General features: G+C 55.4%; 21 protein-coding genes. 13 read left to right on the top strand and 8 right to left on the bottom strand.

From position 1 onward, the window contains the following. The first annotated feature begins 19 nt into the window (after positions 1 to 19). Genes fhuC through fhuB form a run of 3 tightly spaced genes read left to right on the top strand, consistent with a single transcriptional unit; the run spans position 20 to position 3,680 of the window. A complete protein-coding gene (fhuC, locus tag RCF31_RS09105; RefSeq protein WP_299457347.1) occupies positions 20 to 814 on the top strand; it encodes a Fe3+-hydroxamate ABC transporter ATP-binding protein FhuC in 795 nt (264 codons plus the stop codon). Positions 815 to 822: 8 nt separating this feature from the next. Next, positions 823 to 1,701 (top strand): Fe(3+)-hydroxamate ABC transporter substrate-binding protein FhuD, encoded by an 879-nt coding sequence (fhuD, locus tag RCF31_RS09100; RefSeq protein WP_416413107.1) that lies wholly within the window; start codon positions 823 to 825, stop codon positions 1,699 to 1,701. Further along, the gene (fhuB, locus tag RCF31_RS09095; RefSeq protein WP_416413106.1) at positions 1,701 to 3,680 is read left to right on the top strand and encodes a Fe(3+)-hydroxamate ABC transporter permease FhuB; all 1,980 of its coding nucleotides are present in this window, start codon (positions 1,701 to 1,703) and stop codon (positions 3,678 to 3,680) included. The genes fhuD and fhuB overlap by 1 nt, the downstream gene beginning before the upstream one ends. A 30-nt stretch (positions 3,681 to 3,710) precedes the next feature. On the opposite strand, the gene hemL is transcribed toward fhuB, so the two are convergent. Next, entirely contained in the window at positions 3,711 to 4,991 is a 1,281-nt protein-coding gene (hemL, locus tag RCF31_RS09090; protein ID WP_084872817.1) for a glutamate-1-semialdehyde 2,1-aminomutase, read from the bottom strand. Positions 4,992 to 5,212: 221 nt separating this feature from the next. Here hemL and erpA point away from each other — a divergent pair, with 221 nt between their 5' ends. After that, a complete protein-coding gene (gene erpA, locus RCF31_RS09085) occupies positions 5,213 to 5,560 on the top strand; it encodes an iron-sulfur cluster insertion protein ErpA (RefSeq protein WP_084872819.1) in 348 nt (115 codons plus the stop codon). A 28-nt stretch (positions 5,561 to 5,588) separates the two neighbouring features. On the opposite strand, the gene RCF31_RS09080 is transcribed toward erpA, so the two are convergent. The 3 genes from RCF31_RS09080 to mtnN form a co-directional block, all read right to left on the bottom strand. Then, positions 5,589 to 5,840, bottom strand: coding sequence for a hypothetical protein (locus RCF31_RS09080; protein ID WP_299457340.1), 252 nt, complete (start codon positions 5,838 to 5,840; stop codon positions 5,589 to 5,591). Between the two features lie 106 nt (positions 5,841 to 5,946). Continuing rightward, the gene (gene btuF / locus RCF31_RS09075) at positions 5,947 to 6,759 is read right to left on the bottom strand and encodes a vitamin B12 ABC transporter substrate-binding protein BtuF (protein ID WP_299457337.1); all 813 of its coding nucleotides are present in this window, start codon (positions 6,757 to 6,759) and stop codon (positions 5,947 to 5,949) included. Further along, positions 6,752 to 7,450, bottom strand: a complete 699-nt coding sequence (gene mtnN / locus RCF31_RS09070) for a 5'-methylthioadenosine/S-adenosylhomocysteine nucleosidase (protein ID WP_416413105.1) — start codon at positions 7,448 to 7,450, stop codon at positions 6,752 to 6,754. Before mtnN ends, btuF begins: the two co-directional genes overlap by 8 nt. Positions 7,451 to 7,549: 99 nt before the next feature. Between mtnN and dgt the strand changes: the two genes are divergently transcribed. From dgt to RCF31_RS09050, 4 genes are all read left to right on the top strand, one after another. After that, positions 7,550 to 9,043 carry a dGTPase gene (dgt, locus tag RCF31_RS09065; protein ID WP_416413104.1) on the top strand — a complete coding sequence of 498 codons (1,494 nt, stop codon included), beginning with the start codon at positions 7,550 to 7,552 and terminating at the stop codon, positions 9,041 to 9,043. 137 nt (positions 9,044 to 9,180) lie between these two features. Next, the gene (gene degP, locus RCF31_RS09060; RefSeq protein WP_299457330.1) at positions 9,181 to 10,620 is read left to right on the top strand and encodes a serine endoprotease DegP; all 1,440 of its coding nucleotides are present in this window, start codon (positions 9,181 to 9,183) and stop codon (positions 10,618 to 10,620) included. A gap of 168 nt (positions 10,621 to 10,788) precedes the next feature. Beyond that, a complete protein-coding gene (locus RCF31_RS09055) occupies positions 10,789 to 11,946 on the top strand; it encodes a CdaR family transcriptional regulator (RefSeq protein ID WP_084872832.1) in 1,158 nt (385 codons plus the stop codon). Further along, positions 11,946 to 13,190 carry an alginate lyase family protein gene (locus RCF31_RS09050; RefSeq protein WP_416413102.1) on the top strand — a complete coding sequence of 415 codons (1,245 nt, stop codon included), beginning with the start codon at positions 11,946 to 11,948 and terminating at the stop codon, positions 13,188 to 13,190. Before RCF31_RS09055 ends, RCF31_RS09050 begins: the two co-directional genes overlap by 1 nt. A 28-nt stretch (positions 13,191 to 13,218) precedes the next feature. Here the strand turns inward: RCF31_RS09050 and RCF31_RS09045 are convergent, their stop codons facing one another. The 4 genes from RCF31_RS09045 to map all read right to left on the bottom strand — a co-directional run bounded on the left by RCF31_RS09045 (position 13,219) and on the right by map (position 18,307). Then, complete coding sequence (locus RCF31_RS09045) at positions 13,219 to 13,611, bottom strand: DUF3461 family protein (protein WP_084872836.1); 393 nt, start codon at positions 13,609 to 13,611, stop codon at positions 13,219 to 13,221. Between the two features lie 276 nt (positions 13,612 to 13,887). Beyond that, positions 13,888 to 14,712 (bottom strand): 2,3,4,5-tetrahydropyridine-2,6-dicarboxylate N-succinyltransferase, encoded by an 825-nt coding sequence (gene dapD, locus RCF31_RS09040; RefSeq protein WP_084872838.1) that lies wholly within the window; start codon positions 14,710 to 14,712, stop codon positions 13,888 to 13,890. A 76-nt stretch (positions 14,713 to 14,788) separates the two neighbouring features. Beyond that, positions 14,789 to 17,443: a bifunctional uridylyltransferase/uridylyl-removing protein GlnD gene (gene glnD / locus RCF31_RS09035; RefSeq protein ID WP_299458302.1), complete on the bottom strand. Its 2,655-nt coding sequence runs from the start codon at positions 17,441 to 17,443 to the stop codon at positions 14,789 to 14,791. Positions 17,444 to 17,512: 69 nt separating this feature from the next. Then, positions 17,513 to 18,307: a type I methionyl aminopeptidase gene (gene map, locus RCF31_RS09030; protein WP_299457323.1), complete on the bottom strand. Its 795-nt coding sequence runs from the start codon at positions 18,305 to 18,307 to the stop codon at positions 17,513 to 17,515. 315 nt (positions 18,308 to 18,622) lie between these two features. On the opposite strand from map, the gene rpsB reads away from it, so the two are divergent. The 5 genes from rpsB to ispC all read left to right on the top strand — a co-directional run bounded on the left by rpsB (position 18,623) and on the right by ispC (position 23,325). After that, entirely contained in the window at positions 18,623 to 19,348 is a 726-nt protein-coding gene (gene rpsB, locus RCF31_RS09025; protein ID WP_013507942.1) for a 30S ribosomal protein S2, read from the top strand. A gap of 183 nt (positions 19,349 to 19,531) precedes the next feature. After that, positions 19,532 to 20,383, top strand: a complete 852-nt coding sequence (gene tsf, locus RCF31_RS09020; RefSeq protein ID WP_299457321.1) for a translation elongation factor Ts — start codon at positions 19,532 to 19,534, stop codon at positions 20,381 to 20,383. Positions 20,384 to 20,541: 158 nt separating this feature from the next. Then, entirely contained in the window at positions 20,542 to 21,267 is a 726-nt protein-coding gene (pyrH, locus tag RCF31_RS09015) for a UMP kinase (protein WP_084872843.1), read from the top strand. A gap of 160 nt (positions 21,268 to 21,427) precedes the next feature. Next, complete coding sequence (gene frr / locus RCF31_RS09010; protein WP_084878324.1) at positions 21,428 to 21,985, top strand: ribosome recycling factor; 558 nt, start codon at positions 21,428 to 21,430, stop codon at positions 21,983 to 21,985. A gap of 137 nt (positions 21,986 to 22,122) precedes the next feature. Beyond that, complete coding sequence (gene ispC, locus RCF31_RS09005; RefSeq protein ID WP_416413101.1) at positions 22,123 to 23,325, top strand: 1-deoxy-D-xylulose-5-phosphate reductoisomerase; 1,203 nt, start codon at positions 22,123 to 22,125, stop codon at positions 23,323 to 23,325. Positions 23,326 to 23,399 lie beyond the last annotated feature (74 nt).

Here is a 23,399-nt window from a genome sequence, read left to right as displayed (position 1 = left end):
CGTAACGCCAGGGATTATCATGCAGCATCCGCACCACCAGGAAACAACCTTTACGCTGGATAACGTCAGTTTTCGCGTGCCTGGGCGCACGCTGCTCCATCCGCTTTCCCTCACCTTTACGCCGGGCAAAGTCACGGCGTTGATCGGCCATAACGGCTCCGGCAAATCGACATTGCTGAAAATGCTCGGACGCCATCAGGCTGCGAGTGAAGGCCGCGTGTTGCTGAACGGTGAAGCGGTGGATCAGTGGGGCAGCAAGGATTTTGCCCGCCAGGTAGCCTATTTGCCGCAGCAATTACCGGCGGCAGAAGGGATGACGGTACGCGAGCTGGTGGCGATTGGGCGCTATCCGTGGCACGGGGCGCTGGGGCGTTATGGTCAGGAGGATCGCGACCGCGTGGAGGAAGCCATTGCGCTGGTAGGACTAAAACCCTTTGCCGGGCGTCTGGTGGATAGCCTGTCAGGGGGGGAACGTCAGCGTGCCTGGCTGGCGATGCTGGTGGCACAAAACAGCCGCTGCCTGCTGCTGGATGAACCCACCTCGGCGCTGGATATCGCCCATCAGGTGGAAGTGCTGGCGCTGATTCAGCGGCTCAGCCAGGAGCGTGGTTTGACGGTGATCGCGGTGTTGCATGATATCAATATGGCGGCGCGCTATTGCGACCAACTCGTCGCATTACGTGGCGGCGAGATGATTGCCGAAGGTGGACCAGAAGTGATCATGCAGGCTGATGTGCTGGGCAGCATTTACGGCATTCCGATGGGCATTCTGCCTCATCCGCAGGGCGGTGCGCCCGTCAGTTTCGTTTACTGAGGCAGGCGATGCTGGATATTTCTCGCCGTCGCCTGCTGGCGGCGCTGGCGTTATCGCCGTTAATGAAAATGATGCCGTTACAGGCGGCGTTGCCGGATACCCAGCGCATCCTGGCGCTGGAGTGGTTGCCCACCGAACTGCTGATGGCATTGGGCGTAGCTCCGCTGGGTGTCGCGGATATATCCAACTACCGGGTATGGGTGGGGGAACCGGCACTGCCTGCCGGGACAATTGATCTCGGCCTGCGCACTGAACCCAATCTGGAGCTGATGACTCAGCTCAATCCTTCTTTGATCCTGCACTCTAACGGCTACGGTCCTTCAGCGGCTAACCTGGCACGCATCGCTCCCACCATGGGCTTTGATCTGAACAGTGGCGATGGCAAACCGCTCAGCACCGCACGCAAATCATTGCATGTGCTCGGGGCGCGTATTGGTCGTGAAGCACAGGCGGTGCAGCATTTGCAGTACGTTGATGGCGTGCTGGCGGCGGCGCGTGAACGCCTCAAACCCTGGGGAGGGCGACCTATCCTGCTGATGTCGATCCTTGATAGCCGCCATGCCATTACCTTTGGTAAAGGCAGCCTGTTTCTGGAGGTGATGGAACAGCTGGGACTGCAAAGCGCCTGGCAGGGCGAAACCAACTTCTGGGGCAGCGCGGTGATTGGCATTGAGCGACTGGCTGCTGTGGGGGATGTGCCGGTGATTTGCTTTGATCACGATAATGAATGGCAGATGCAGGAGATGATGGCAACAGCCCTCTGGCAGGCGCTGCCGTTTGTGCGCGCCGGACATTTTCAGCGTGTGCCTGCCGTCTGGTATTACGGTGCCACCTGGTCGGCACTGAAATTTGTCCGCGTGCTGGAACACGCGCTGGAGTCGCACTGATGCGCAATCGTCTCTTCCCTGTCGCGCTCTTAAGTGCCTTGTTTCTGCTGGCGCTGGGGTTAACCCTCGTTAACCTGCGCCAGGCGCTGCCGATGACCGAGTGGGCGCAGGCGTTTGTCGCGCCAGACGTCAACAATATCCAGCAGGTGGTGTTCCATTACAGCTTGCAGTCGCGCCTCGCGCTGGCGCTGCTGGTGGGAGCCGGGCTGGGACTGGCGGGGTTGTTGTTTCAGCAGGTGCTGCGTAACCCGCTGGCGGAACCTACAACTTTAGGTGTCTCTTCCGGCGCCCAGCTTGGCATTACGGTCGCTACCCTGTGGCAACTGCCCGGCGGTGCGCTGACGCAGCAATTTGCTGCGATGGGCGGGGCGGTGGTGGTGGGTATTCTGGTGTTTGGCGTGGCCTGGGGCAAACGACTGTCGCCGGTGACGCTGATTCTTGCCGGGCTGGTGCTCAGCCTGTATGCCGGTGCGGTCAACCAGATCTTTGCCATCTTCAATCACGACCAATTGCAGAACATGTTTCTGTGGAGTACCGGTGCGCTGAACCAGCTGGATGGGCGCAACGTGGCGTTGTTATGGCCGCGTCTGCTGCTGGCCTTTGTGCTGGCGTTGGCGTTGCTGCGTCCGCTCACCCTGATGGGGCTGGATGATGGGGTTGCCAAAAATCTCGGACTGGCGCTGTCGCTGGCGCGGGTGGTTACCCTGGCGCTGGCGATTCTGCTCAGTGCTCAGCTGGTCAACGTGGCAGGTATTATCGGTTTTATTGGCTTGTTTGCTCCACTGCTGGCGAAGATGCTGGGTGGTCGCCGCCTGCTGAGCCGGATGCTGCTGGCACCGTTGATTGGTGCTCTGCTGCTGTGGCTGGCGGATCAATGCGTGTTGTGGCTGACAACGCACTGGCGTGAAGTGTCCACTGGCACGGCAACCGCGCTGATTGGCGTGCCGATTCTGTTGTGGCTGCTGCCGCGTCTGCGCACTGGCTCGGTACCTCCGCCGCTTAATCAGGGGGACAAGGTTCCGGCTGAACGTCAGGTGGTGGCGCGCTGGTGCCTGTCTGGCCTGCTGATACTGGCGTTGCTGGCAGTGGTCGGCGTGACCTTTGGCCGCGATGCGTACGGCTGGGCCTGGGTGAGCGGAGATATGTTGCATCAGTTGCTGCCGTGGCGCGCGCCGCGTGTGCTGGCCGCAATGGTGGTCGGGCTGATGCTCGGGGTAGCCGGGGCGCTGATTCAGCGTTTAACCGGCAATCCGATGGCCAGCCCGGAAGTGTTGGGGATCAGTTCCGGTGCCGCTTGTGGCGTAGTCGTAATGATGTTTTTTGTGCCGGGCAATGCGGTTGCCTGGTTGCTGCCGGCCGGTGCGCTGGGCGCGGCGGTCACCTTGCTGACCATTATGCTGGTAGCCAGCCGCGGCGGCTTTTCGCCGGAACGCATGTTGCTGGCGGGGATGGCCCTGAACAGCGCCTTCGTCACTTTGCTGATGTTGCTAATGGCGAGCGGCGATCCGCGTATGGGCGGCCTGCTGAGCTGGATCTCGGGGTCCACCTACAACATGACTATGCAGCAGGCGCTGCAAAGCGCGGTGTGTGGCGTGGTGCTGGTGGCACTGGCACCGCTGGCGAGTCGCTGGCTGACGTTACTGCCACTGGGTAGCGCCACAGCGCGTTCGGCGGGGATGGCGCTGACGTCATCGCGTCTGGCGTTGCTATTACTGGCTGCGGCGCTGACGGCAACTGCGACCTTAACTATCGGGCCGTTAAGTTTTGTTGGTTTGATGGCCCCTCATATCGTGCGCATGCTGGGCTTCCGCCGTGCCTTACCGCAGGTGTTAATGGCAGGTCTGCTGGGGGCGGGGTTGATGGTGTTTGCTGACTGGTGCGGGCGTATGCTGGCGTTTCCGGATCAAATCCCGGCCGGGTTGATGGCGACCTTCTTTGGTGCGCCGTATTTTATCTGGCTACTGCGACGGGCGCGATAAAAGCAGGGCACCGAACGGTGCCCTGCTTGATTACAGCTGCGCGAAGCAGCGGCGTGCGGCATCAATGGTGCGCTGAATATCTTCCTGGCTGTGCGCCAGCGACATAAAGCCTGCTTCGAACGCGGAAGGCGCCAGGTAGACGCCTTCTTCCAGCATCAGGTGGAAGAAACGTTTGAAGCGCTCCACATCGCACTGCGTGACGTCCTGATAGCAGGTCACGCTGTCGGCTGCGGTAAAGAACAGGCCAAACATGCCGCCCACATGGTTAATCACCAGCGGGATGTTTTCCTCTTTGGCCGCCGCCAGCAGACCTTCTGACAACTGGGTGGTCAGCTCGGTCAGGGTTTCATGGGTGCCAGGCTGAGCAATTTGCGACAGGCAGGCAAAACCTGCCGCCATGGCAATGGGGTTGCCGGACAGGGTTCCCGCCTGGTACACCGGACCCGTCGGTGCCAGTGCTGCCATCACATCACGACGGCCACCAAAGGCACCCACCGGCATACCGCCGCCGATGATTTTACCGAGGCAGGTCAGATCCGGGGTGACATCGTAATACGCCTGAGCACCGCCGAGAGCGACACGGAAACCGGTCATCACTTCGTCAATAATCAGTAGCGCGCCAAACTCATCGCACAACGCACGCAGGCCTGGCAGGAAATCCGGCTGCGGTGGAATGCAGTTCATGTTACCCGCTACCGGCTCGACGATGATGCAGGCGATATCCTCAGGATACTGCTCGAACGCGCTGCGCACGGTGGACAAATCGTTGTAAGTACAGGTCAGGGTATGTTTGGCGAAATCAGCTGGAACGCCTGGGGAGTTCGGCTGGCCGAGGGTCAGTGCGCCGGAACCGGCTTTCACCAGCAGGCAGTCGGCATGGCCGTGGTAGCAGCCTTCAAACTTGATGATCTTGTCGCGATGGGTGAAACCACGCGCCAGACGAATCGCGCTCATGGTGGCTTCGGTGCCGGAGTTGACCATGCGCACCATATCCATGCTCGGCACCAGCTCGCAAACCAGCTGCGCCATTTTGACTTCCATCTCGGTCGGTGCACCAAAGCTCAGGCCACGCGAGGCCGCTTCAATCACCGCGTTACGGATGGTGGCGTTGTTGTGACCGAGCACCATCGGACCCCATGATCCGACATAGTCGATATAGGCTTTGCCGTCGGCATCATACAGGTAAGCGCCATCAGCGCGTTCAATGAACAGCGGCACGCCGCCCACACCGGTAAACGCACGTACCGGGGAGTTCACACCGCCAGGGATCAGGCGCTGTGCTTCGGCATACAGGTTTTCTGACTTACTCATTCTTCAGCTCCGGCTGTGTCTTAGAAAAACTCGCGCCATTCTACGGGAAGATAGCGGTCAGGTGAAAGGCACCCGGGCGCTAAAGCCGCCATGTGGCTATACTTTAAAGCATAACAGGCGGCACGCAGTGCGAAGGGCAAGACTTGATTGCACTCAGCGGCTGGCAGATAATAGCGTGATTGAGGTCGTTTTCTGACCTGGACGTTTACCCGGAGTAAAACATGAGTGACGATGTAGCAGCACTGCCTTTGCAATTCACCGATGCAGCAGCCAAAAAAGTGAAAAATCTGATCGCGGATGAAGAAAACCCGGATCTGAAATTGCGTGTTTACATCACCGGCGGCGGCTGTAGCGGCTTCCAGTACGGTTTCACTTTTGACGATCAAATGAATGACGGCGACATGACCATCGAGAAACAAGGCGTGGCGCTGGTGGTGGATCCGATGAGCCTGCAATATCTGGTGGGTGGTTCGGTTGACTACACCGAAGGGCTGGAAGGCTCACGCTTTATCGTGACCAACCCGAATGCCAAAACCACCTGCGGTTGCGGTTCTTCCTTCAGTATCTGATTTATCAGGCCGCCGTTCTGGCGGCCTGTTACCACTCTATCGTAACTAATCGTGACGTTTCGTGGCGCATCGCATCGCGCGGCATTGTGCTTTGCGTGATACGTGGCTGGGCGCTGAAATGACGACCACAATCCACCGCAGGCAGCGATTGAATGCCGGGGCGTGAAATATCACAGCGGGAGAAAATAGTCAGCGTAGCGACGATAGAGCCGGTGGTGGTGGCTGCACCGATGGGTACAGCGATCACAAGCCCTATGGCCAGCAGCAGAGCTCTGGTCATATTGATTTCCTGGTGTTTTTAAAATTGCGCTTAGCGCAAAAAGGGCACAGAGCATACATGGCCGCTGTGCTTTGTTACCTGATTAACGACAATCTTTGCTGATTCTTTAATCGTTTTTGGTACTGATTTTCGCCGCATGCAGTGCTGTGCACAGCTGTTGCGCCGCCAGCAGCAGACGTGGACCCGGCCTGCTTAGCCAGTCATCATTAAGCGCAATCACTGGCACCGATAACTGCGGTTGCCAGAACTGCCCGATAGCACTGGCCTGTGCGGCCGTACCGCCCATCACAATCGCCTGGGGATGGCGCGCCAGGACTTGTTCGCGGCTGACCTGCGGCCAGCTCACCGTGCTATCGGCAAAGATATTACGGCCTCCGCACAATTCGATCACTTCATTTTGCAATGTGTTGCGCGCGGCGGTGAACAGCGGCTGCTGACCAAACTGCAAAAACACCCGCACAGGCTTCTGCGCCTGATACTGCTGACGCAACTGCGCTTCCTGGCTGCGCAGTGCCTGAGCAGCATCGCGCGCCTGCTGCGGATGTGGACTCCAGCGTTGCAGTGCCGCCAGCGCATCAATCATCTGATCAAGGGTTTGTGGATCGATCCACTCCACCTTAATGCCTAAGCGTTGCAGTTGATCAATTTGCCGCTGCGGATTACCACCACGCCACGCCAGCACCACATCCGGCTTGAGTTGCACAATGCGTTCAATGCGGATGCCCTGCCAGTTTGCCACCTGCTCCAGTGATTTGGCGCTGGCCGGGTAATCAGACCAGGCGCTTACCGCCACCGGGGTAATACCGGCAGCGAATGCCAGTTCCGTCAGATGTGGGGCGAGGGTAATAACACGCGGCGGGGCAGCCAGCAGGCTGCTGCAAAACAGCAGCAGCCCGGCCAGCCAGAACGATTTAGCCACGCGCCAGCTGCGCCAGCAGGTTTTCCACCATCAGGGAAGATTGCTTCGCGGCAACGCTGAGGAATTCATCAAAGCTGAGATGCGACTCCTGATCGGCGACATCAGAGATGGCGCGAACCACCACGAAAGGCACCTTGAATTGGTGGCATACGTGACCGATCGCGGTGGCTTCCATTTCGACGGCAATCGCCTGCGGGAAGGTGCTGCGAATGCGTGCCAGCGGTGCGGCACCATTAATAAAGGCGTCGCCACTGACCACCAGGCCACGCACCGCGTTGAGATCCAGCTGTTTGATCACCTGCTCAGCCGCAGCGGTCAGTTTTTCGTCGGCCACGAAAGCCGCCGGGCAACCGGCCATCTGACCTGGCTCGTAACCAAAAGCGGTCACATCGGCATCGTGATAACGCACTTCGTCAGAAACCACGATATCGCCGACTTTCAGGGTCGGGGCCAGACCACCGGCCGATCCGGTGTTGATCACCACATCTGGCTTGCAGAGTTGCAGCAGCAGCGTGGTGCCGAGGGCCGCTGCGGTTTTACCAATGCCCGATTTCAGCAGGGCAACCTCAACACCGTTCAGCGTGCCAGTGTAAATTTCGCACCCGGCCAGCGTCAGCGTCTGACGGTTTTCAATTTTGTCACGCAGCAGGGTAACTTCCTGCTCCATCGCGCCAATAATGCCTGCTTTCATAAAAGAGTCTCGCTAATGTTGTGGATGTAAACGGCAAAAGTGAGGCATAGTCTAACATGGCTGTCAGAGGAAGAATTCACGAAAAAATAAGGGGTAATTATGGCGACGATCAATTTCAGGAAGAAGATCAGCTTCACCCGACCCTATACCAGCCGCAAAGATCCCGAAGGGGAATACTTTATTACCCGTCATTTTGAGAGCGATCGCGGACGCATTATTAATTCCGCCGCGATCCGCCGCCTGCAACAAAAAACCCAGGTCTTTCCGCTGGAGCGCAATGCGGCAGTGCGCTCGCGTCTGACCCATTCGCTGGAAGTGCAGCAAACCGGGCGCTATATCGCTAAAGAGATCCTGCAAACCCTGAAAACGCAGGGGGGTGGGCTGGCGAAATACGGCCTGGATGAACTGGAAGGCGCATTTGAAAGTCTGATCGAGATGGCTTGCCTGCTGCACGATGTGGGAAATCCGCCTTTTGGTCACTTCGGTGAGGCGGCGATCAATGACTGGTTCGATGACAATTTGCCTGCTGAACTGGTTGATCCGCTGGTGGCGGGTGTCGAAGATGATGAGCAACGGGTCGCTTTTGACCAGCTGAATGCAATGATTCGTCAGGATTTGTGCCACTTCGAGGGCAATGCCCAGGCGATTCGCATGGTCCATACCTTGCTGCAACTGAACCTCAGTTATGCTCAGGTGGCCTGTATTTTGAAATATACCGCCCCCGCCTGGTGGCAGGGAGATAAACCGGCTGAGTTCAGCGTATTAATGAAAAAGCCGGGTTTTTATTTATCAGAGCGGGAATATGTCGCTAATCTTCGCGTGGCGACCGATATAAAAGAACATCATCGTTATCCGCTGACCTGGATAATGGAAGCTGCCGATGATATCTCTTATTGCATCGCCGATCTTGATGACGCAGTAGAGAAAGACATCTTCAATGTTGATACCTTATATGATTATTTGTCGAAAGCCTGGGGTGTGGTGAAACCGGGGGATGCGTTCAGCCGTACTATCGGTGAGGCCTGGAAAGACGCCTGTCAGAAAAAATGGCGTACTAAAGGCGATCAGTTTTTTATGTCGTTGCGCGTCAACGTACAAAATGTGTTAGTCAGCCATGCGGTACGGCGCTTTATCGATAACTTACCGGCTATTTTTACAGGTAATTTTAACCACGCCTTGCTGGAAGATGATGGTGAAGAGGGGCGTCTGCTGATGTTATTTAAGACGGTTGCTCGCCAGCAAGTGTTTAATCATCCGGAAGTTGAACAGCTGGAATTACAAGGCTATCGTGTGATTAAAGGATTACTGGAAATTTATCAGTCATTAATGCAGCTGGATTATGAACAGTTCACCACGCTGATGAATGATGATTTCTTAGCCAGACACCCAATTGAAACGCGTCTGTTTCATAAACTTTCTGGCAAACATCGCAAAGCGTATCAGCAATCAATGCGTGCCTTGATCGTCGAACATAAATATGAGCGCCTGCTGTGGGAACGCTATTATCGTTCACGTCTTATTCAGGACTATATCAGTGGTATGACCGATCTTTATGCCTGGGATGAGTACCGTCGTTTGATGGCGGTGGAATAAGCGAAGTTTTGTAAAGAAGAGGAATAATTTTTTACTTTTACCCAAAACTTTATCAGGAACTTCGCGTTTACAATTTAATCTCATCATCACGACCACAGCAATGGTCCGGACGTAAATCTTATATGAGACACAGATGAATGAAAAAAAGCACATTAACGTTAAGTGCGCTGGCACTTAGTCTGGGCATGGCGTTCAGCCCTGTCAGTGTTTTCGCGGCGGAGACAGCTTCCTCCTCCAGTCAACAGCTGCCAAGCCTTGCACCAATGCTGGAAAAAGTGATGCCTTCCGTGGTGAGTATCAGCGTGGAAGGTAGTACGACGGTGAAGACCCCGCGTATGCCGCAGCAATTCCAGCAGTTCTTTGGTGATAACTCGCCGTTCTGCCAGGACGGTTCGCCGTTCCAGAGTTCACCGATGTGTCAGGGCGGTGGCGGCGATAACAGTGGCGGCGGTAGCGACACGCAGCAGGAGAAATTCCGTGCGCTGGGCTCTGGCGTGGTGATCAATGCGGATAAAGGCTACGTGGTTACCAACAACCATGTGGTTGAAAACGCGACGAAAATCCAGGTGCAGCTGAGCGATGGCCGTCGCTACGACGCGAAGGTGATCGGTAAAGACCCGCAGTCGGATATTGCGTTGATTCAGCTGCAAGACGCGAAAAACCTGACGGCGATTAAGATTGCCGATTCTGACAACCTGCGCGTGGGTGATTACACCGTCGCCATCGGTAACCCGTATGGCCTCGGCGAAACCGTCACCTCGGGCATTGTTTCGGCGCTGGGTCGTAGTGGCCTGAATGTCGAAAACTATGAAAACTTCATCCAGACGGATGCCGCGATCAACCGGGGTAACTCGGGGGGGGCACTGGTGAACCTTAACGGTGAGCTGATCGGTATCAATACCGCGATTCTGGCACCGGACGGCGGCAACATCGGTATCGGTTTTGCTATCCCGAGTAACATGGTGAAAAACCTCAGCGCGCAGATGGTGGAATACGGCCAGGTGAAACGCGGCGAGCTGGGTATTATGGGTACCGAGCTGAACTCCGAGCTGGCAAAAGCGATGAAAGTCGATGCGCAGCGCGGGGCCTTCGTCAGCCAGGTACTGCCAAATTCAGCGGCGGCGAAAGCCGGTATCAAAGCGGGTGACGTCGTTGTTTCCATGAACGGTAAACCGCTGACCAGCTTCTCAGCACTGCGTGCGGAAGTCGGTTCGCTGCCGGTCGGCACCAAACTGCAACTGGGTCTGCTGCGTGACGGCAAACCGGTGAGTGTCACCGTCGAGTTGCAGCAGAGCACCCAGGATAAAGTGCAGTCAGCCACGATCTACACTGGTATTGAAGGTGCTGACCTGAGCAATGTCGACAGCAACGGCCAGAAAGGCGTGCGTGTCGATAGCGTGAAAGCGGGGAGTGCGGCGGCGCGCATTGGCCTGAAAAAAGGCGATGTGATCCTCGGCGTGAACCAGCAGAGCGTGGCGAATCTGGGCGAATTACGCAAGATCCTCGACACCAAACCGTCGGTTCTGGCGTTGAATGTACAGCGCGGCGACAGCAGCCTGTACCTCCTGATGCAGTAATCTCTGTAGCGTTAACTCAAGGCGGACTTCGGTCCGCCTTTTTTTGTGGTTACAGATGTGACCTCCGCCGCAATTCCCGCATTATCCCTGCGGCTATGTGCATTTGCACAATGTCAGCTGTCTGATGGGCGCGTATTCTGTCTTCTCGTCTTTTTTCCGGAGTGATTGATGGCCACCTATCATCTCGATGCGCGCCTGGCACAGGACATTGTTGCCCGCACCATGAAAATTATTGACAGCAATGTCAACGTGATGGATGCCCGTGGCCGCATTATTGGCAGTGGAGATCGCGAACGTATTGGCGAATTGCACGAAGGTGCACTGCTGGTACTGTCGCAGGGCAGGGTGGTGGACATTGATGAGGCAGTCGCCCGACATCTGCATGGCGTCCGCCCTGGTATTAATCTGCCGTTACGTATTGATGGCGAAATCGTCGGCGTAATCGGCCTGACCGGGCAGCCGGTCGCACTGCGTCATTACGGCGAGCTGGTTTGCATGACGGCTGAAATGATGCTGGAACAGGCACGTTTGCTGCATATGCTGGCGCAGGATAGCCGTCTGCGTGAAGAGCTGGTGCTTAATCTGGTGCGGAGCGAAAGCCTGTCACCGGCGTTGAGTGAATGGGCACAGCGACTGGGTATTGACCTTAATCAGCCACGCGTTGTGGCGGTGGTGGAGGTGGATAGTGGCCAGTTGGGCGTGGATAGCGCCATGTCGGAATTGCAGCAACTGCAAACGCTGCTGACCACACCTGAGCGCGATAACCTGATCGCTATCGTTTCACTGACTGAAATGGTGGTGTTAAAGCCTGCGCTGAATGCGCATGGCCGTTACGATCAGGACGATCATCGCCGCCGGGTCGAACAACTGTTGCATCGGATGAAAGAGAGTGGCCATCTGCGCATGCGTATTGCGCTGGGCAACTACTTCACCGGGCCTGGCAGCATCGCGCGATCCTATCGTACTGCCCGCACTACCATGATGGTGGGCAAGCAGCGTATGCCGGAGCAGCGTAGCTATTTTTATCAGGATTTGGTGCTGCCGGTGCTGCTCGACAGTTTACGTGGTGGCTGGCAGGCGAATGAGCTGGCCCGGCCGCTGGCGAAATTAAAAAATATGGATAACAACGGTCTGCTGCGCCGGACCCTGATCGCCTGGTTCACACATAATGTGCAGCCGAGCGCCACGGCACGCGCGTTGTTTATCCACCGCAACACGCTCGAATACCGTTTGAACCGTATCTCGGAACTGACCGGTCTGGATTTGGGCAACTTTGACGATCGCCTGCTGCTGTATGTGGCACTGCAACTGGATGAGCAGACCTGATGAAACTGGCTGCGGTACTGACATCGCTATTGTGGCTGTACAGCGGTTTTGGTCTGGCGACTGAGCTGGCCTTTCTCTCCCTGACCGATTTACAACAGGTCAGGCAACAGCTGGTGCAGCAGACTGCCGCAGCGCCAACCCTTGCCGCCTGGCAGCAATTGCAGCGGGAAGCGCAACAGGCGCTGAAACATCCGGACCCGAGCGTCACCGATAAAGGGCTGTTGCCACCGAGCGGTTCAAAGCATGATTATCTCAGTTTGAGCGCCTATTGGTGGCCAGACGACACGCATCCGACAGGTTTGCCGTGGCAGCGACGCGATGGGGTGGTCAATCCTGCCAGCAAAAACGATCAAAGCGATGGTGTCCGGCTGGCGCGTTTTACCGCCGATTTGCAGGTATTGACCCTCGCCTGGTACTTCTCGGGTGAGCAGCGTTATGCCGATAAAGCGCAGTCGATGGCGCGGCATTGGTTCATTGATCCCGCCAGCCGCATGAATCCTAACCTCAATTTTGCCCAGGGGGTGCCGGGTGTGGCGCAGGGGCGTCATACCGGGGTGCTGGATGGGCGTTATTTCGCCACCCGGGTGGTGGATGCGCTGACGTTGTTGCGCGGAGCGCCGGGCTGGAAACGTGCGGATGAGCAGGGCGTGCAGCAGTGGTTTCATGCCTATCTGCACTGGCTGCAACAGAGTCCGCTGGCGCAACAGGAGGCTGCGGCGGCTAACAACCATGGCAGCTGGTACTGTACGCAGGTGGCGGGCATCGCCTGGTATCTTGGCGATCGCGCGACGGTGCAGGCGATGGTGACGCTGGCGCGCAGTAAGATCGACCAACAAATTCGGGCTGATGGTACGCAACCGGCGGAACTGGCGCGCACGCGATCCTTTCATTACAGCTATTTTAATCTGCAGGCACTCAGTAACCTTGCCTGGCTGGCACAACGAAGCGGCTTCGGCGATCTCTGGCATTACCAGAACCCGCAGGGCGGATCGTTGCTTGCAGCGCTGGCAACTATGGCCCCTTACAGCGATCCGGCCAAAGTATGGCCGTGGAAAAATCGCGATCGTGTCAGCGTGCGGCTGATTCCTTTACTGTCACTGGCGGATAACAGTTTGCAGCAATCACGCTGGCGGCAGCGCATTGCTCAGGCAGACTGGACGGCATCGGGTGGCGCAGTGCAACAGGCACAGCGAGATACCTGGCTGTTTTCACTGCCTTATGCGCAGAAAAAAGGCCAGCATTAGCTGGCCTGAGCAGAGCAGGAAGAAAGTATTAACGACCGCTGCGGGTCAGTTTATCGAGGTCAGATTCGATCTCGGCAATCTTGTTCGACACCACGTTTTCCAGATGGCGCAGGTCATCAAGGATTTTGCGTTTCAGATCGACTTCAACCTGATCGCGCTGGCAAATCTGATCCAGCTCATCAATCACATAACGCAGGTTAGGGCTGATTTCCTGAACTTCTTTGTATCCCTGGCTGCTGTGGTCGGCCACAACGGTTTTGCGTTGACGCGGGTATTTGAACTTCACGCTTTTGGCGAAGAACTCACCTTTGTCTTTGCGGAAGTAGATTTTCAGGATGTCGTTATTGGCTTCCTGACGCAGGCTGTAGCGGTCAATGTCGTCAGGGTTGCTGATACCTAAGCTTTTCAGGTTGTCGTACATAGCTTTATATTCCATCAAAAGTGGGGGAGCGCGCAGGACCATCATCATTCAGGATGCAGCTGAAACGCAGCAACCAGCTTAAACAACTGTAGACATAAAAAACCGGGATGAACATTGCGCGGCCTGAGTTAACTGGCGCGGATTATGACCTGTTTGAAAAACAAACGCACTTGTTAATTCGCGGTGAGAAACAGGTTGTCAGGTGGGATGTGTAAAGAAAAAATTACGGGCCTGAATACAGGCCCGTCGGATAAGTTTATTTAAGGCAAATTCGCCTTAGTCAATGGTGCGCAGCAGCTCATTGATACCGACTTTGCCACGGGTTTTCGCATCAACTTTCTTCACGATAACTGCGCAGTACAGGCTGTAGCTGCCGTCTTTAGAAGGCAGGTTACCTGAAACCACCACAGAACCCGCCGGTACACGGCCATAATGAACTTCGCCGGTTTCACGGTCATAAATTTTGGTGCTCTGGCCGATGTAGACGCCCATGGAGATCACGGAACCTTCTTCAACGATCACGCCTTCAACGATTTCTGAACGTGCGCCGATAAAGCAGTTGTCTTCGATGATGGTCGGGTTAGCCTGCAGCGGCTCCAGTACGCCACCGATGCCGACGCCGCCGGACAGGTGAACGTTTTTACCGATCTGCGCACAGGAACCGACGGTTGCCCAGGTATCGACCATTGAACCTTCATCAACGTAAGCGCCGATGTTAACGTAAGACGGCATCAGCACGGTGTTGCGCGCAATAAATGCACCCTGACGTACCGCTGCCGGAGGAACAACGCGGAAGCCTTCTTTTTTGAAGCGTGCTTCGTCCCAGTTAGCGAATTTCATCGGTACTTTGTCGTAGAAACGGGTTTCTGCGCCTTCCATCACCTGGTTGTCGTTGATGCGGAACGACAGCAGCACTGCTTTCTTCAGCCACTGATGCGTTACCCACTCACCGTTGATCTTTTCAGACACGCGCAGTTCACCGCTGTCCAGCAGACCGATGACCTGGTTGATGGCTTCACGAGTGGCGCTGTCCACGCTGGCTGGCGTGATGTCGGCGCGGCGCTCAAAGGCAGATTCAATAACGCTCTGTAACTGTTGCATGATAATTTCCTGAGTCTGTCATACGGGTGCCAGCGTCACGCTGGCACAGAAAAAAGGGATAATAAATCGATTGCGGTCACACTTTATCGTTTGGATTAAGGGCCTCTGTCAACCGTTGTTGCAACACATTGCGCATTTCGACATCAAGCGCGCGTCGCTCGCTGTTCGCCAGGATGAAAAGATCCTCAACCCGCTCACCAATTGTACTGATGCGTGCGCCATGTAGCGAGACGCCTAAATCGGCAAAGACTTCACCTACCCGCGCCAACAGGCCAGGCTGATCGAGCGCGATCAATTCCAGATAGCTGCGGCGATCGGTATGGGTTGGCAGGAAGCTGACTTCGGTGTCCACGCTGAAGTGCTTGAGGCGTGATGACTGGCGACGCACGCGCGGCGGCACCCACTCGGTTTGCGCGATCGCCTGTTCCAGCGCGTGGATGATCATCGGATGACGATCGGCGGCCAGCGGGCTGCCATCGGGTTCCAGCACGATAAAGGTATCCATTGCCATGCCATCACGGCTGGTAAAGATCTGCGCGTCGTGCACGCTAAGGTTGCGCCGATCCAGCTCGCCTGCCACTGCGGCGAACAGATAAGGGCGATCCGGGCTCCAGATAAAAATTTCGGTACCGCCACGGGTGGCCTGTGGGCTGACCAGCACCAGTGGTTTGCTCAAATCATGGTTAATCAGATGGCGGGCATGCCATGCCAGCTGATTAGGGGTATGGCGCAGGAAATAGTCGGAACGGCAGCGGCTCCAGATATGCTGCAACCGTTCTTCGTCGAGGTTTTCCATGCGCAGCAGGGCCAGCGCCTGCAACCGATGATGGCGCACGCGCTCGCGCAGGTCCGGGCTGTTTTCCATTCCGCGGCGCAGCTGTTTTTCGGTGGCAAAAAACAGTTCGCGCAGCAGGCTTTGCTTCCAGCTGTTCCACAGGCTTTCGTTAGTGGCGCAGATATCCGCTACCGTTAAGCACACCAGATAACGCAGACGGTTTTCGTTCTGCATCACTTCAGCAAATTGCTGAATGACGGTGGGGTCCTGAATATCACGACGCTGCGCCGTTACCGACATCAACAGATGGTGGCGCACCAGCCAGGCAACCAGCTGGGTTTCGCGTGAATTGAGACCATGCAGTTCGGCAAAATCCAGCGCATCCTGCGCCCCCAGAATCGAATGGTCACCACCGCGCCCTTTGGCGATGTCATGTAACAGCGCCGCCATCAGCAGCAGTTCCGGTTGTGGCAGACGTGGCCAGAGTTCAACACACATGGGATGCATCGGACGGGTGGCTTCGTCGGCAAAGCTCTCCAGCTTCTGCAATACGCGGATGGTGTGTTCATCCACGGTGTAGGCATGGAATAGGTCAAACTGCATCTGGCCGACGATATTGCCCCACAGCGGCGTGTAGGCCCACAGCACGCTATGGCGATGCATTGGCAACAGCGCGCGCTTCACAGCGCCGGGGTGGCGCAGAATCGCCATAAAGGTCTGGCGGGCTTCCGGGATCTGGCATAACGGTTGTTTCAGGTGACGACGTGAATAACGCAGCTGGCGCAAGGTGGTGGAATAGATGCCTTTAATGTCCTCGTTGCGTACCATTACGTAAAACATACGCATAATCGATTGTGGCTCACGATCGAACAGCGTCGGATCCCGCAGGTCGATCAAATCGCCCCGCAGCTGGAAATCGTCGTCAATGCTGCGCGGTTTTTCCGTCGAGGAAAGTCCGAGAATGGCTTCATCAAACAATTGCAGCAGCATCTGATTCAGTTCGCCAATACGGCGCGTGACGCGGAAAAAGTCCTTCATCATGCGCTCAACCGGCTCATTACCTTCGCCGAGGTAGTTAAGGCGTTGGGCGACGTTTAACTGGCGATCAAACAACAGCCGGTTATCGTAACGCGTTAACGTCAGATGCAAAGCAAAGCGGATACGCCAGAGAAATTCCTGGCATTCATTCAGTTCGTTGCGTTCAGCTTCAGTGAGAAAACCGAAACCGACCATTTCATCCAGCGTGGTGGCCCCAAAGTGACGGCGCGCCACCCATTGCAGCGTGTGAATATCGCGCAAGCCGCCGGGGCTGCTTTTAATATCGGGTTCCAGGTTGTAGCTGGTGCCGTGATAGCGCTTATGGCGTTCCTGTTGTTCTTCAATTTTGGCGGCAAAGAAACGTGCCGAAGGCCAGAAGCCATCGCTAAAGATGTTTTTTTGCAGTTCGAGAAACAGCGCCACGTCGCCGGTCAGCATGCGCGACTCAATCAGGTTGGTGGCGACAGTCAGATCCGACAGTCCTTCCAGCAGGCACTCTTCCAGCGTACGGACGCTATGACCGACTTCCAGTTTGAGATCCCACATCAGCGTCAGCAGTTGGCTGGTGCGCTGTGCTGCCTGCTCATCCAGCGGGCGACGGCTGAGGATCAGCACATCGATGTCTGACAGCGGATGCAATTCGCCACGGCCATAACCACCGACCGCCAGCAGAGCGATCTCTTTCATCTGATCAAAGCCAAAGAAGCGCCATAAGCGACGCAACAGCCGATCGATAAACAGCGTGCGCACATCAATCAGCGATTCAACATCGGTCCCGGCATCAAATGCCACGCCCATGTGTTGCTGAAATTGTTCGAGATAGAGTTTGAGGTTCTCGCGGGTTAAGGCTTCATCGGGCCAGTCGGCAGGGGAATCGGTCAGGCCCTTGTGTACTGCTTCGGTCACGCTACCACTCATCGACATCGTCTCGTCTGCACGCCATAAAAAAGCCGACACGTGGTCGGCGAGGTCATTATTGGAAGAGATTTACGCTACGTTTTCCAGCACCGCTGGAATGGTGTCGTCTTCACGCAGGGTCAGAATCTCACAGCCGTTTTCCGTCACCACAATAGTATGCTCGTACTGCGCGGACAAGCTGCGATCTTTGGTTTTCACGGTCCAGCCATCCTTCATGGTACGGATGCGGTAGTCACCGGCGTTAACCATCGGCTCGACGGTAAAGGTCATGCCAGCCTGCAACACCACGCCACTGTCATCAGCATCGTAATGCAGCACCTGCGGTTCTTCATGGAAACCTTTACCAATGCCGTGGCCGCAATATTCACGCACCACGGAGAAATCCTGCGCTTCAACGTATTTCTGAATCGCACGGCCCAGTTCACGCAGGCGAATGCCCGGTTTTACCAGACGCAGCGCCAGATACAGGCTTTCCTGCGTGACCCGGCACAGGCGTTCACCCTGAATGGTTGGCTTGCCAACAATGAACATTTTCGAGGTGTCGCCGTGATACTCATCTTTGATCACCGTGACATCGATATTGACGACATCGCCATCTTTCAGGATGCGATCGTCGCTGGGAATGCCGTGACACACCACTTCATTGATTGAGATGCACACCGATTTCGGGAAACCGTGGTAACCGAGACAGGCGGAAATGGCCTGCTGCTGTTGGGTGATGTGCTCGTGGCAGAGACGGTCCAGTTCACCGGTAGAGATACCCGGTACCACGTGTGGTGCAATCATTTCCAGCACTTCAGCGGCCAGGCGGCCCGCAACACGCATTTTTTCGATTTCTTCAGGGGTTTTGATTGAGATTGCCATTAAATTAATCCGCGGCTGTCGAAAATTTCGACGATAATTGAATTCTGTGCAGTCATGTTAGCAGCAGGCATTTAGGCTGCCAAATCGGGAAACACTAAGCCTTTTCCCGCTAACTACTATTGGCGTATTCCTGCGCATTATGGTATAAAGCGCGCCGACGATTCTCTGTCAGCCGCCAGGCCGACAGGAAACGCATAAATCTCATTATGTGTACTAAAACACACATGTATCGACACGTACGCCGGGGTGCCTCGTAAGAGGTCGGTTGTATGGGATACATGGAGGCCCAACCCCAATCAAACTTTAGAGGTAATCATGGCAACTGTTTCCATGCGCGACATGCTCAAGGCTGGTGTTCACTTCGGTCACCAGACCCGTTACTGGAACCCGAAAATGAAGCCGTTCATCTTCGGTGCGCGTAACAAAGTTCACATCATCAACCTTGAGAAAACTGTACCGATGTTCAACGAAGCCCTGGCTGAGCTGAACAAAATTTCTTCCCGTAAAGGTAAGATCCTGTTCGTCGGTACTAAGCGCGCTGCTGCCGAAGCGGTAAAAGAGTCTGCACTGAGCTGCGACCAGTTCTTCGTTAACCACCGCTGGTTGGGTGGCATGCTGACCAACTGGAAAACCGTTCGTCAGTCAATCAAACGCCTGAAAGATCTGGAAACTCAGTCTCAGGACGGTACTTTCGACAAACTGACCAAAAAAGAAGCGCTGATGCGCGCTCGTGAGCTGGCCAAGCTGGAAAACAGCCTGGGCGGTATCAAAGATATGGGCGGTCTGCCGGATGCACTGTTCGTTGTTGATGCTGACCACGAGCACATTGCAATCAAAGAAGCAAACAACCTGGGTATTCCGGTATTTGCTATCGTTGATACCAACTCTGATCCGGACGGCGTTGATTTCGTTATCCCGGGTAACGACGATGCAATCCGTGCTGTAAGCCTGTACCTGACTGCCGTTGCCACTACCGTGCGCGAAGGCCGTTCACAGGATCTGGCTGAGCAAGCTGAAGACGCGTCTTTAGAGAACGCCTGATAAGGTCTGCTCTTTCACAGAGCCCTTAGACATCAGATGTAATCTGTTAAGGGGGCCGCACAGGCCCCTTTATTATATCCAAGTTTGTCACGCTGACCTGTCAGGTGAGCGGGGCAGAGTAAATTTTCCGCAACAAGTTTCTGGCAGTGTGCAAACACTGAGAAACGAATCGAGGATTCTGGAATGGCTGAAATTACCGCTGCACTGGTAAAAGAACTGCGCGAGCGTACTGCCGCTGGCATGATGGACTGCAAAAAAGCGCTGACTGAAGCGAATGGCGATATCGAACTGGCCATCGAAAACATGCGTAAGTCTGGCGCAATCAAAGCAGCGAAAAAAGCGGGTAACGTTGCTGCTGATGGCGTGATCAAAACCAAGATCGCTGACGGCTATGCTGTGATCCTGGAAGTTAACTGCCAGACCGACTTCGTCGCAAAAGATGCCGGTTTCCAGGCATTTGCTGACAAAGTGATTGACGCAGCAGCTGCTGGCAAAGTGACCGACGTTGAAGTTCTGAAAGCGCAGTTCGAAGAAGAACGCGTAGCACTGGTTGCGAAAATCGGTGAGAACATCAACATCCGTCGCGTTGCGATTCTGGAAGGTGCTGAGCTGGGTAGCTACCTGCACGGCGCACGTATCGGCGTTCTGGTTTCTACCAAAGGCGCAGACGAAGAGCTGATCAAGCAGGTTGCAATGCACGTTGCAGCAAGCAAGCCGGAATTCGTTAAGCCGGAAGACGTGTCTGAAGACGTGGTGGCTAAAGAGTACCAGGTTCAGCTGGACATCGCCATGCAGTCTGGTAAGCCGAAAGAAATCGCAGAGAAAATGGTTGAAGGCCGCATGAAGAAATTCACCGGCGAAGTTTCTCTGACTGGTCAGGCTTTCGTTATCGACCCGAGCAAAACTGTTGGCCAGGCTCTGAAAGAGAAAGGCGCAGACGTGATCAACTTTATCCGCTTCGAAGTGGGTGAAGGTATCGAGAAAGTTGAGACTGACTTCGCAGCAGAAGTTGCTGCAATGTCCAAACAGTCTTAATTGGTCCGAAAGAACCGCCGGAAGGCGGTTCTTTTTTGTCTGCATTTTGTTGCGGACGCATTTTCAGTCACTTCCCAATAGCTTTTCTCTCTCGCTAAGCGGATGATTGATCAGATTTAACTTCTCCTTTTCATCATATCTTCCAGGAAGAATTGACCATGGCGACCAACGCAAAACCTGTATATCAACGTATCCTGCTAAAACTGAGTGGCGAAGCACTGCAAGGTGCCGAAGGTTTTGGTATTGACGCGAGTGTGCTTGACCGCATGGCGCAAGAGGTGAAAGAGCTGGTTGAGCTGGGTATCCAGGTAGGTGTGGTTATTGGTGGCGGTAACCTGTTCCGTGGCGCGGGCCTGGCGCAGGCGGGTATGAACCGTGTGGTCGGTGACCATATGGGTATGCTGGCTACCGTGATGAATGGCCTGGCGATGCGCGATGCGCTGCACCGTGCCTATGTCAATGCGCGTCTGATGTCAGCGATTCCGCTGAATGGCGTATGTGATAACTACAGCTGGGCCGAAGCGATCAGCCTGCTGCGCAATAACCGTGTTGTGATTTTCTCTGCCGGTACTGGCAACCCGTTCTTTACCACCGACTCAGCCGCCTGCCTGCGTGGCATTGAAATTGAAGCGGACGTGGTGCTGAAAGCGACCAAAGTCGATGGCGTCTATTCTGCCGATCCGGTTAAAAATCCGGACGCAACGCTGTATGAACAGCTGAGCTATGCCGAAGTGTTGGATAAAGAGCTGAAAGTGATGGATCTGGCAGCCTTTACGCTGGCTCGCGATCATCAGCTGCCAATCCGCGTCTTCAACATGAACAAGCCTGGCGCACTGCGCCGCGTAGTGATGGGTGAAAAAGAAGGCACCCTGATTACGCATTAATACCCGACGCAAGATAAAATAGGGTATATTCTGTTGGCGCGGCGCTCGGGCGCTGCACCATACCCGAAGTATGACGGGTATCAGGATGATCGATGATTATCGATACCGCTTCCGGTTAGCCCGGAAATGGCCAGGTCAAACCGAATCCAAGGGTTTCAACGTGATTAACGAAATTAAAAAAGATGCTGAAACGCGCATGGACAAATGCGTGGAAGCATTCAAAAACACCATTAGCAAAGTGCGCACTGGTCGCGCTTCTCCCTCTCTGCTCGACGGCATTGTTGTTGAATATTACGGTACGCCAACGCCGCTGCGTCAGCTGGCTAGCGTCACTGTAGAAGATTCCCGTACGCTGAAAATCAATGTCTTCGATCGCTCCCTGGGTCCGGCAGTTGAGAAAGCGATTATGGCATCCGATCTGGGTCTGAACCCAAGTTCAGCAGGTAGCGACATCCGTGTTCCGCTGCCAGCGCTGACGGAAGAACGTCGTAAAGATCTGATCAAAATCGTCCGTGGCGAAGCGGAGCAGGGTCGTGTGTCAGTACGTAACGTCCGTCGCGACGCCAACGACAAGATCAAAGCGTTGCTGAAAGATAAAGAGATCAGCGAAGACGACGAACGTCGTACGCAGGACGAAATCCAGAAAATGACCGATGCACGCATCAAGAATGTTGATGCAGCACTGGCAGAGAAAGAAAAGGAACTGATGGAGTTCTGATTCCATCTTTGTCCGACAAACGCCGTCAAGAGAGGTATACCCATTTGGGAATGCACGATCTTGCGGCGTTTTATTTTTGTCCCAGCGGAAGAAGGCATTTTCTGCCTGCCTTCTCCGGAAAACACACGGAAAGCGTCATGAAGCGATTAACTCTGCTTGGTTCCACCGGCTCAATTGGTACCAGCACACTGGCAGTGGTGCAGGAAAATCCCGAGCAATATCAGGTAACAGCGCTGGTGGCTGGTCAGAATGTGGCGTTAATGGCCGAGCAATGCCAGCAGTTTGCGCCGCGCTATGCGGCGATGGCGGATGAAATCTCCGCACAGGCGCTGCGTGAGCGACTGAGAGTACTCAACATCAAAACTGAAGTGCTCTCCGGCGTTCAGGCTGCCTGTGAACTGGCTGCGCTGGATGAAGTTGATCAGGTGATGGCGGCGATTGTCGGTGCATCGGGTCTGCTGCCGACGCTGGCAGCCATTCGTGCCGGGAAAACCGTGCTGCTGGCGAATAAAGAATCTCTTGTCACATGCGGCCGCCTGTTTATGGAGGCGGTACAGCGCTATCAGGCCCGGTTATTGCCCGTTGATAGCGAGCACAATGCCATTTTTCAGAGTTTACCGGCTTCCATACAGCAACAGTTGGGGTACGCTGATTTGCGGGAGAACGGCATTGAGTCGATTATCCTCACGGGATCAGGTGGCCCTTTTCGTGACACGCCATTAGCTGAGTTAGCGGCCATGTCGCCGGATCAGGCATGTGCGCATCCGAACTGGTCAATGGGGCGTAAAATCTCTGTTGATTCAGCCACCATGATGAATAAAGGTCTTGAATACATTGAAGCCCGCTGGCTATTTAACGCAACGGATGCGCAGATGGAGGTGGTCCTGCACCCGCAGTCGGTCATCCATTCTATGGTGCGTTATTGCGATGGTAGCGTGCTGGCGCAACTGGGATCGCCCGATATGCGTACCCCTATTGCTCACAGCATGGCATGGCCAGCACGTATTTCTGCCGGCGTGACACCGCTCGATTTCACCCGAATGAAAGCGCTGACCTTCGCTGAGCCAGATTACGCGCGCTATCCCTGCCTGAAGCTGGCAATTGACGCCTGCGCCACTGGCCAGGCCGCCACGACGACGCTGAATGCAGCGAACGAGGTGGCGGTCGCCGCATTTCTGCAGCATCAGATCCGCTTTACCGATATCGCAGCACTGAACAGTGAAGTGCTGGCATCGCTGAGCTGCGGGGAACCCGATAGCGTTGAGGCGGTAGTGGAGATTGATCGGTTAGCGCGGATATGTGCCACGGAAATGTTGCCACGTTTGCGCATAGCAGGTTGATTGTCCCCGCTATTTGTTAGCTCAGGGCGAAAATGGTATAGTCGCTCGCTCGCGTTTCACGGCCTGGCATTGTT

The organism is Pantoea sp. App145, from assembly GCF_047947045.1.
Classification (GTDB): domain Bacteria; phylum Pseudomonadota; class Gammaproteobacteria; order Enterobacterales; family Enterobacteriaceae; genus Pantoea.
The sequence above is the reverse complement of the archived record's forward strand: the minus strand, read 5'-3'. Positions and strand labels throughout refer to the sequence as shown.

Coding starts and splice junctions, on each gene's coding strand:
- RCF31_RS09050 (WP_416413102.1), top strand. CDS start 11,946: ATGAAACTGGCTGCGGTACTGACATCGCTATTGTGGCTGTACAGCGGT.
- RCF31_RS09045 (WP_084872836.1), bottom strand. CDS start 13,611: ATGTACGACAACCTGAAAAGCTTAGGTATCAGCAACCCTGACGACATT.
- fhuC (WP_299457347.1), top strand. CDS start 20: ATGCAGCATCCGCACCACCAGGAAACAACCTTTACGCTGGATAACGTC.
- RCF31_RS09080 (WP_299457340.1), bottom strand. CDS start 5,840: ATGACCAGAGCTCTGCTGCTGGCCATAGGGCTTGTGATCGCTGTACCC.
- rpsB (WP_013507942.1), top strand. CDS start 18,623: ATGGCAACTGTTTCCATGCGCGACATGCTCAAGGCTGGTGTTCACTTC.
- erpA (WP_084872819.1), top strand. CDS start 5,213: ATGAGTGACGATGTAGCAGCACTGCCTTTGCAATTCACCGATGCAGCA.
- hemL (WP_084872817.1), bottom strand. CDS start 4,991: ATGAGTAAGTCAGAAAACCTGTATGCCGAAGCACAGCGCCTGATCCCT.
- degP (WP_299457330.1), top strand. CDS start 9,181: ATGAAAAAAAGCACATTAACGTTAAGTGCGCTGGCACTTAGTCTGGGC.
- map (WP_299457323.1), bottom strand. CDS start 18,307: ATGGCAATCTCAATCAAAACCCCTGAAGAAATCGAAAAAATGCGTGTT.
- fhuB (WP_416413106.1), top strand. CDS start 1,701: ATGCGCAATCGTCTCTTCCCTGTCGCGCTCTTAAGTGCCTTGTTTCTG.
- glnD (WP_299458302.1), bottom strand. CDS start 17,443: ATGAGTGGTAGCGTGACCGAAGCAGTACACAAGGGCCTGACCGATTCC.
- pyrH (WP_084872843.1), top strand. CDS start 20,542: ATGGCGACCAACGCAAAACCTGTATATCAACGTATCCTGCTAAAACTG.
- ispC (WP_416413101.1), top strand. CDS start 22,123: ATGAAGCGATTAACTCTGCTTGGTTCCACCGGCTCAATTGGTACCAGC.
- tsf (WP_299457321.1), top strand. CDS start 19,532: ATGGCTGAAATTACCGCTGCACTGGTAAAAGAACTGCGCGAGCGTACT.
- dgt (WP_416413104.1), top strand. CDS start 7,550: ATGGCGACGATCAATTTCAGGAAGAAGATCAGCTTCACCCGACCCTAT.
- mtnN (WP_416413105.1), bottom strand. CDS start 7,450: ATGAAAGCAGGCATTATTGGCGCGATGGAGCAGGAAGTTACCCTGCTG.
- dapD (WP_084872838.1), bottom strand. CDS start 14,712: ATGCAACAGTTACAGAGCGTTATTGAATCTGCCTTTGAGCGCCGCGCC.
- RCF31_RS09055 (WP_084872832.1), top strand. CDS start 10,789: ATGGCCACCTATCATCTCGATGCGCGCCTGGCACAGGACATTGTTGCC.
- fhuD (WP_416413107.1), top strand. CDS start 823: ATGCTGGATATTTCTCGCCGTCGCCTGCTGGCGGCGCTGGCGTTATCG.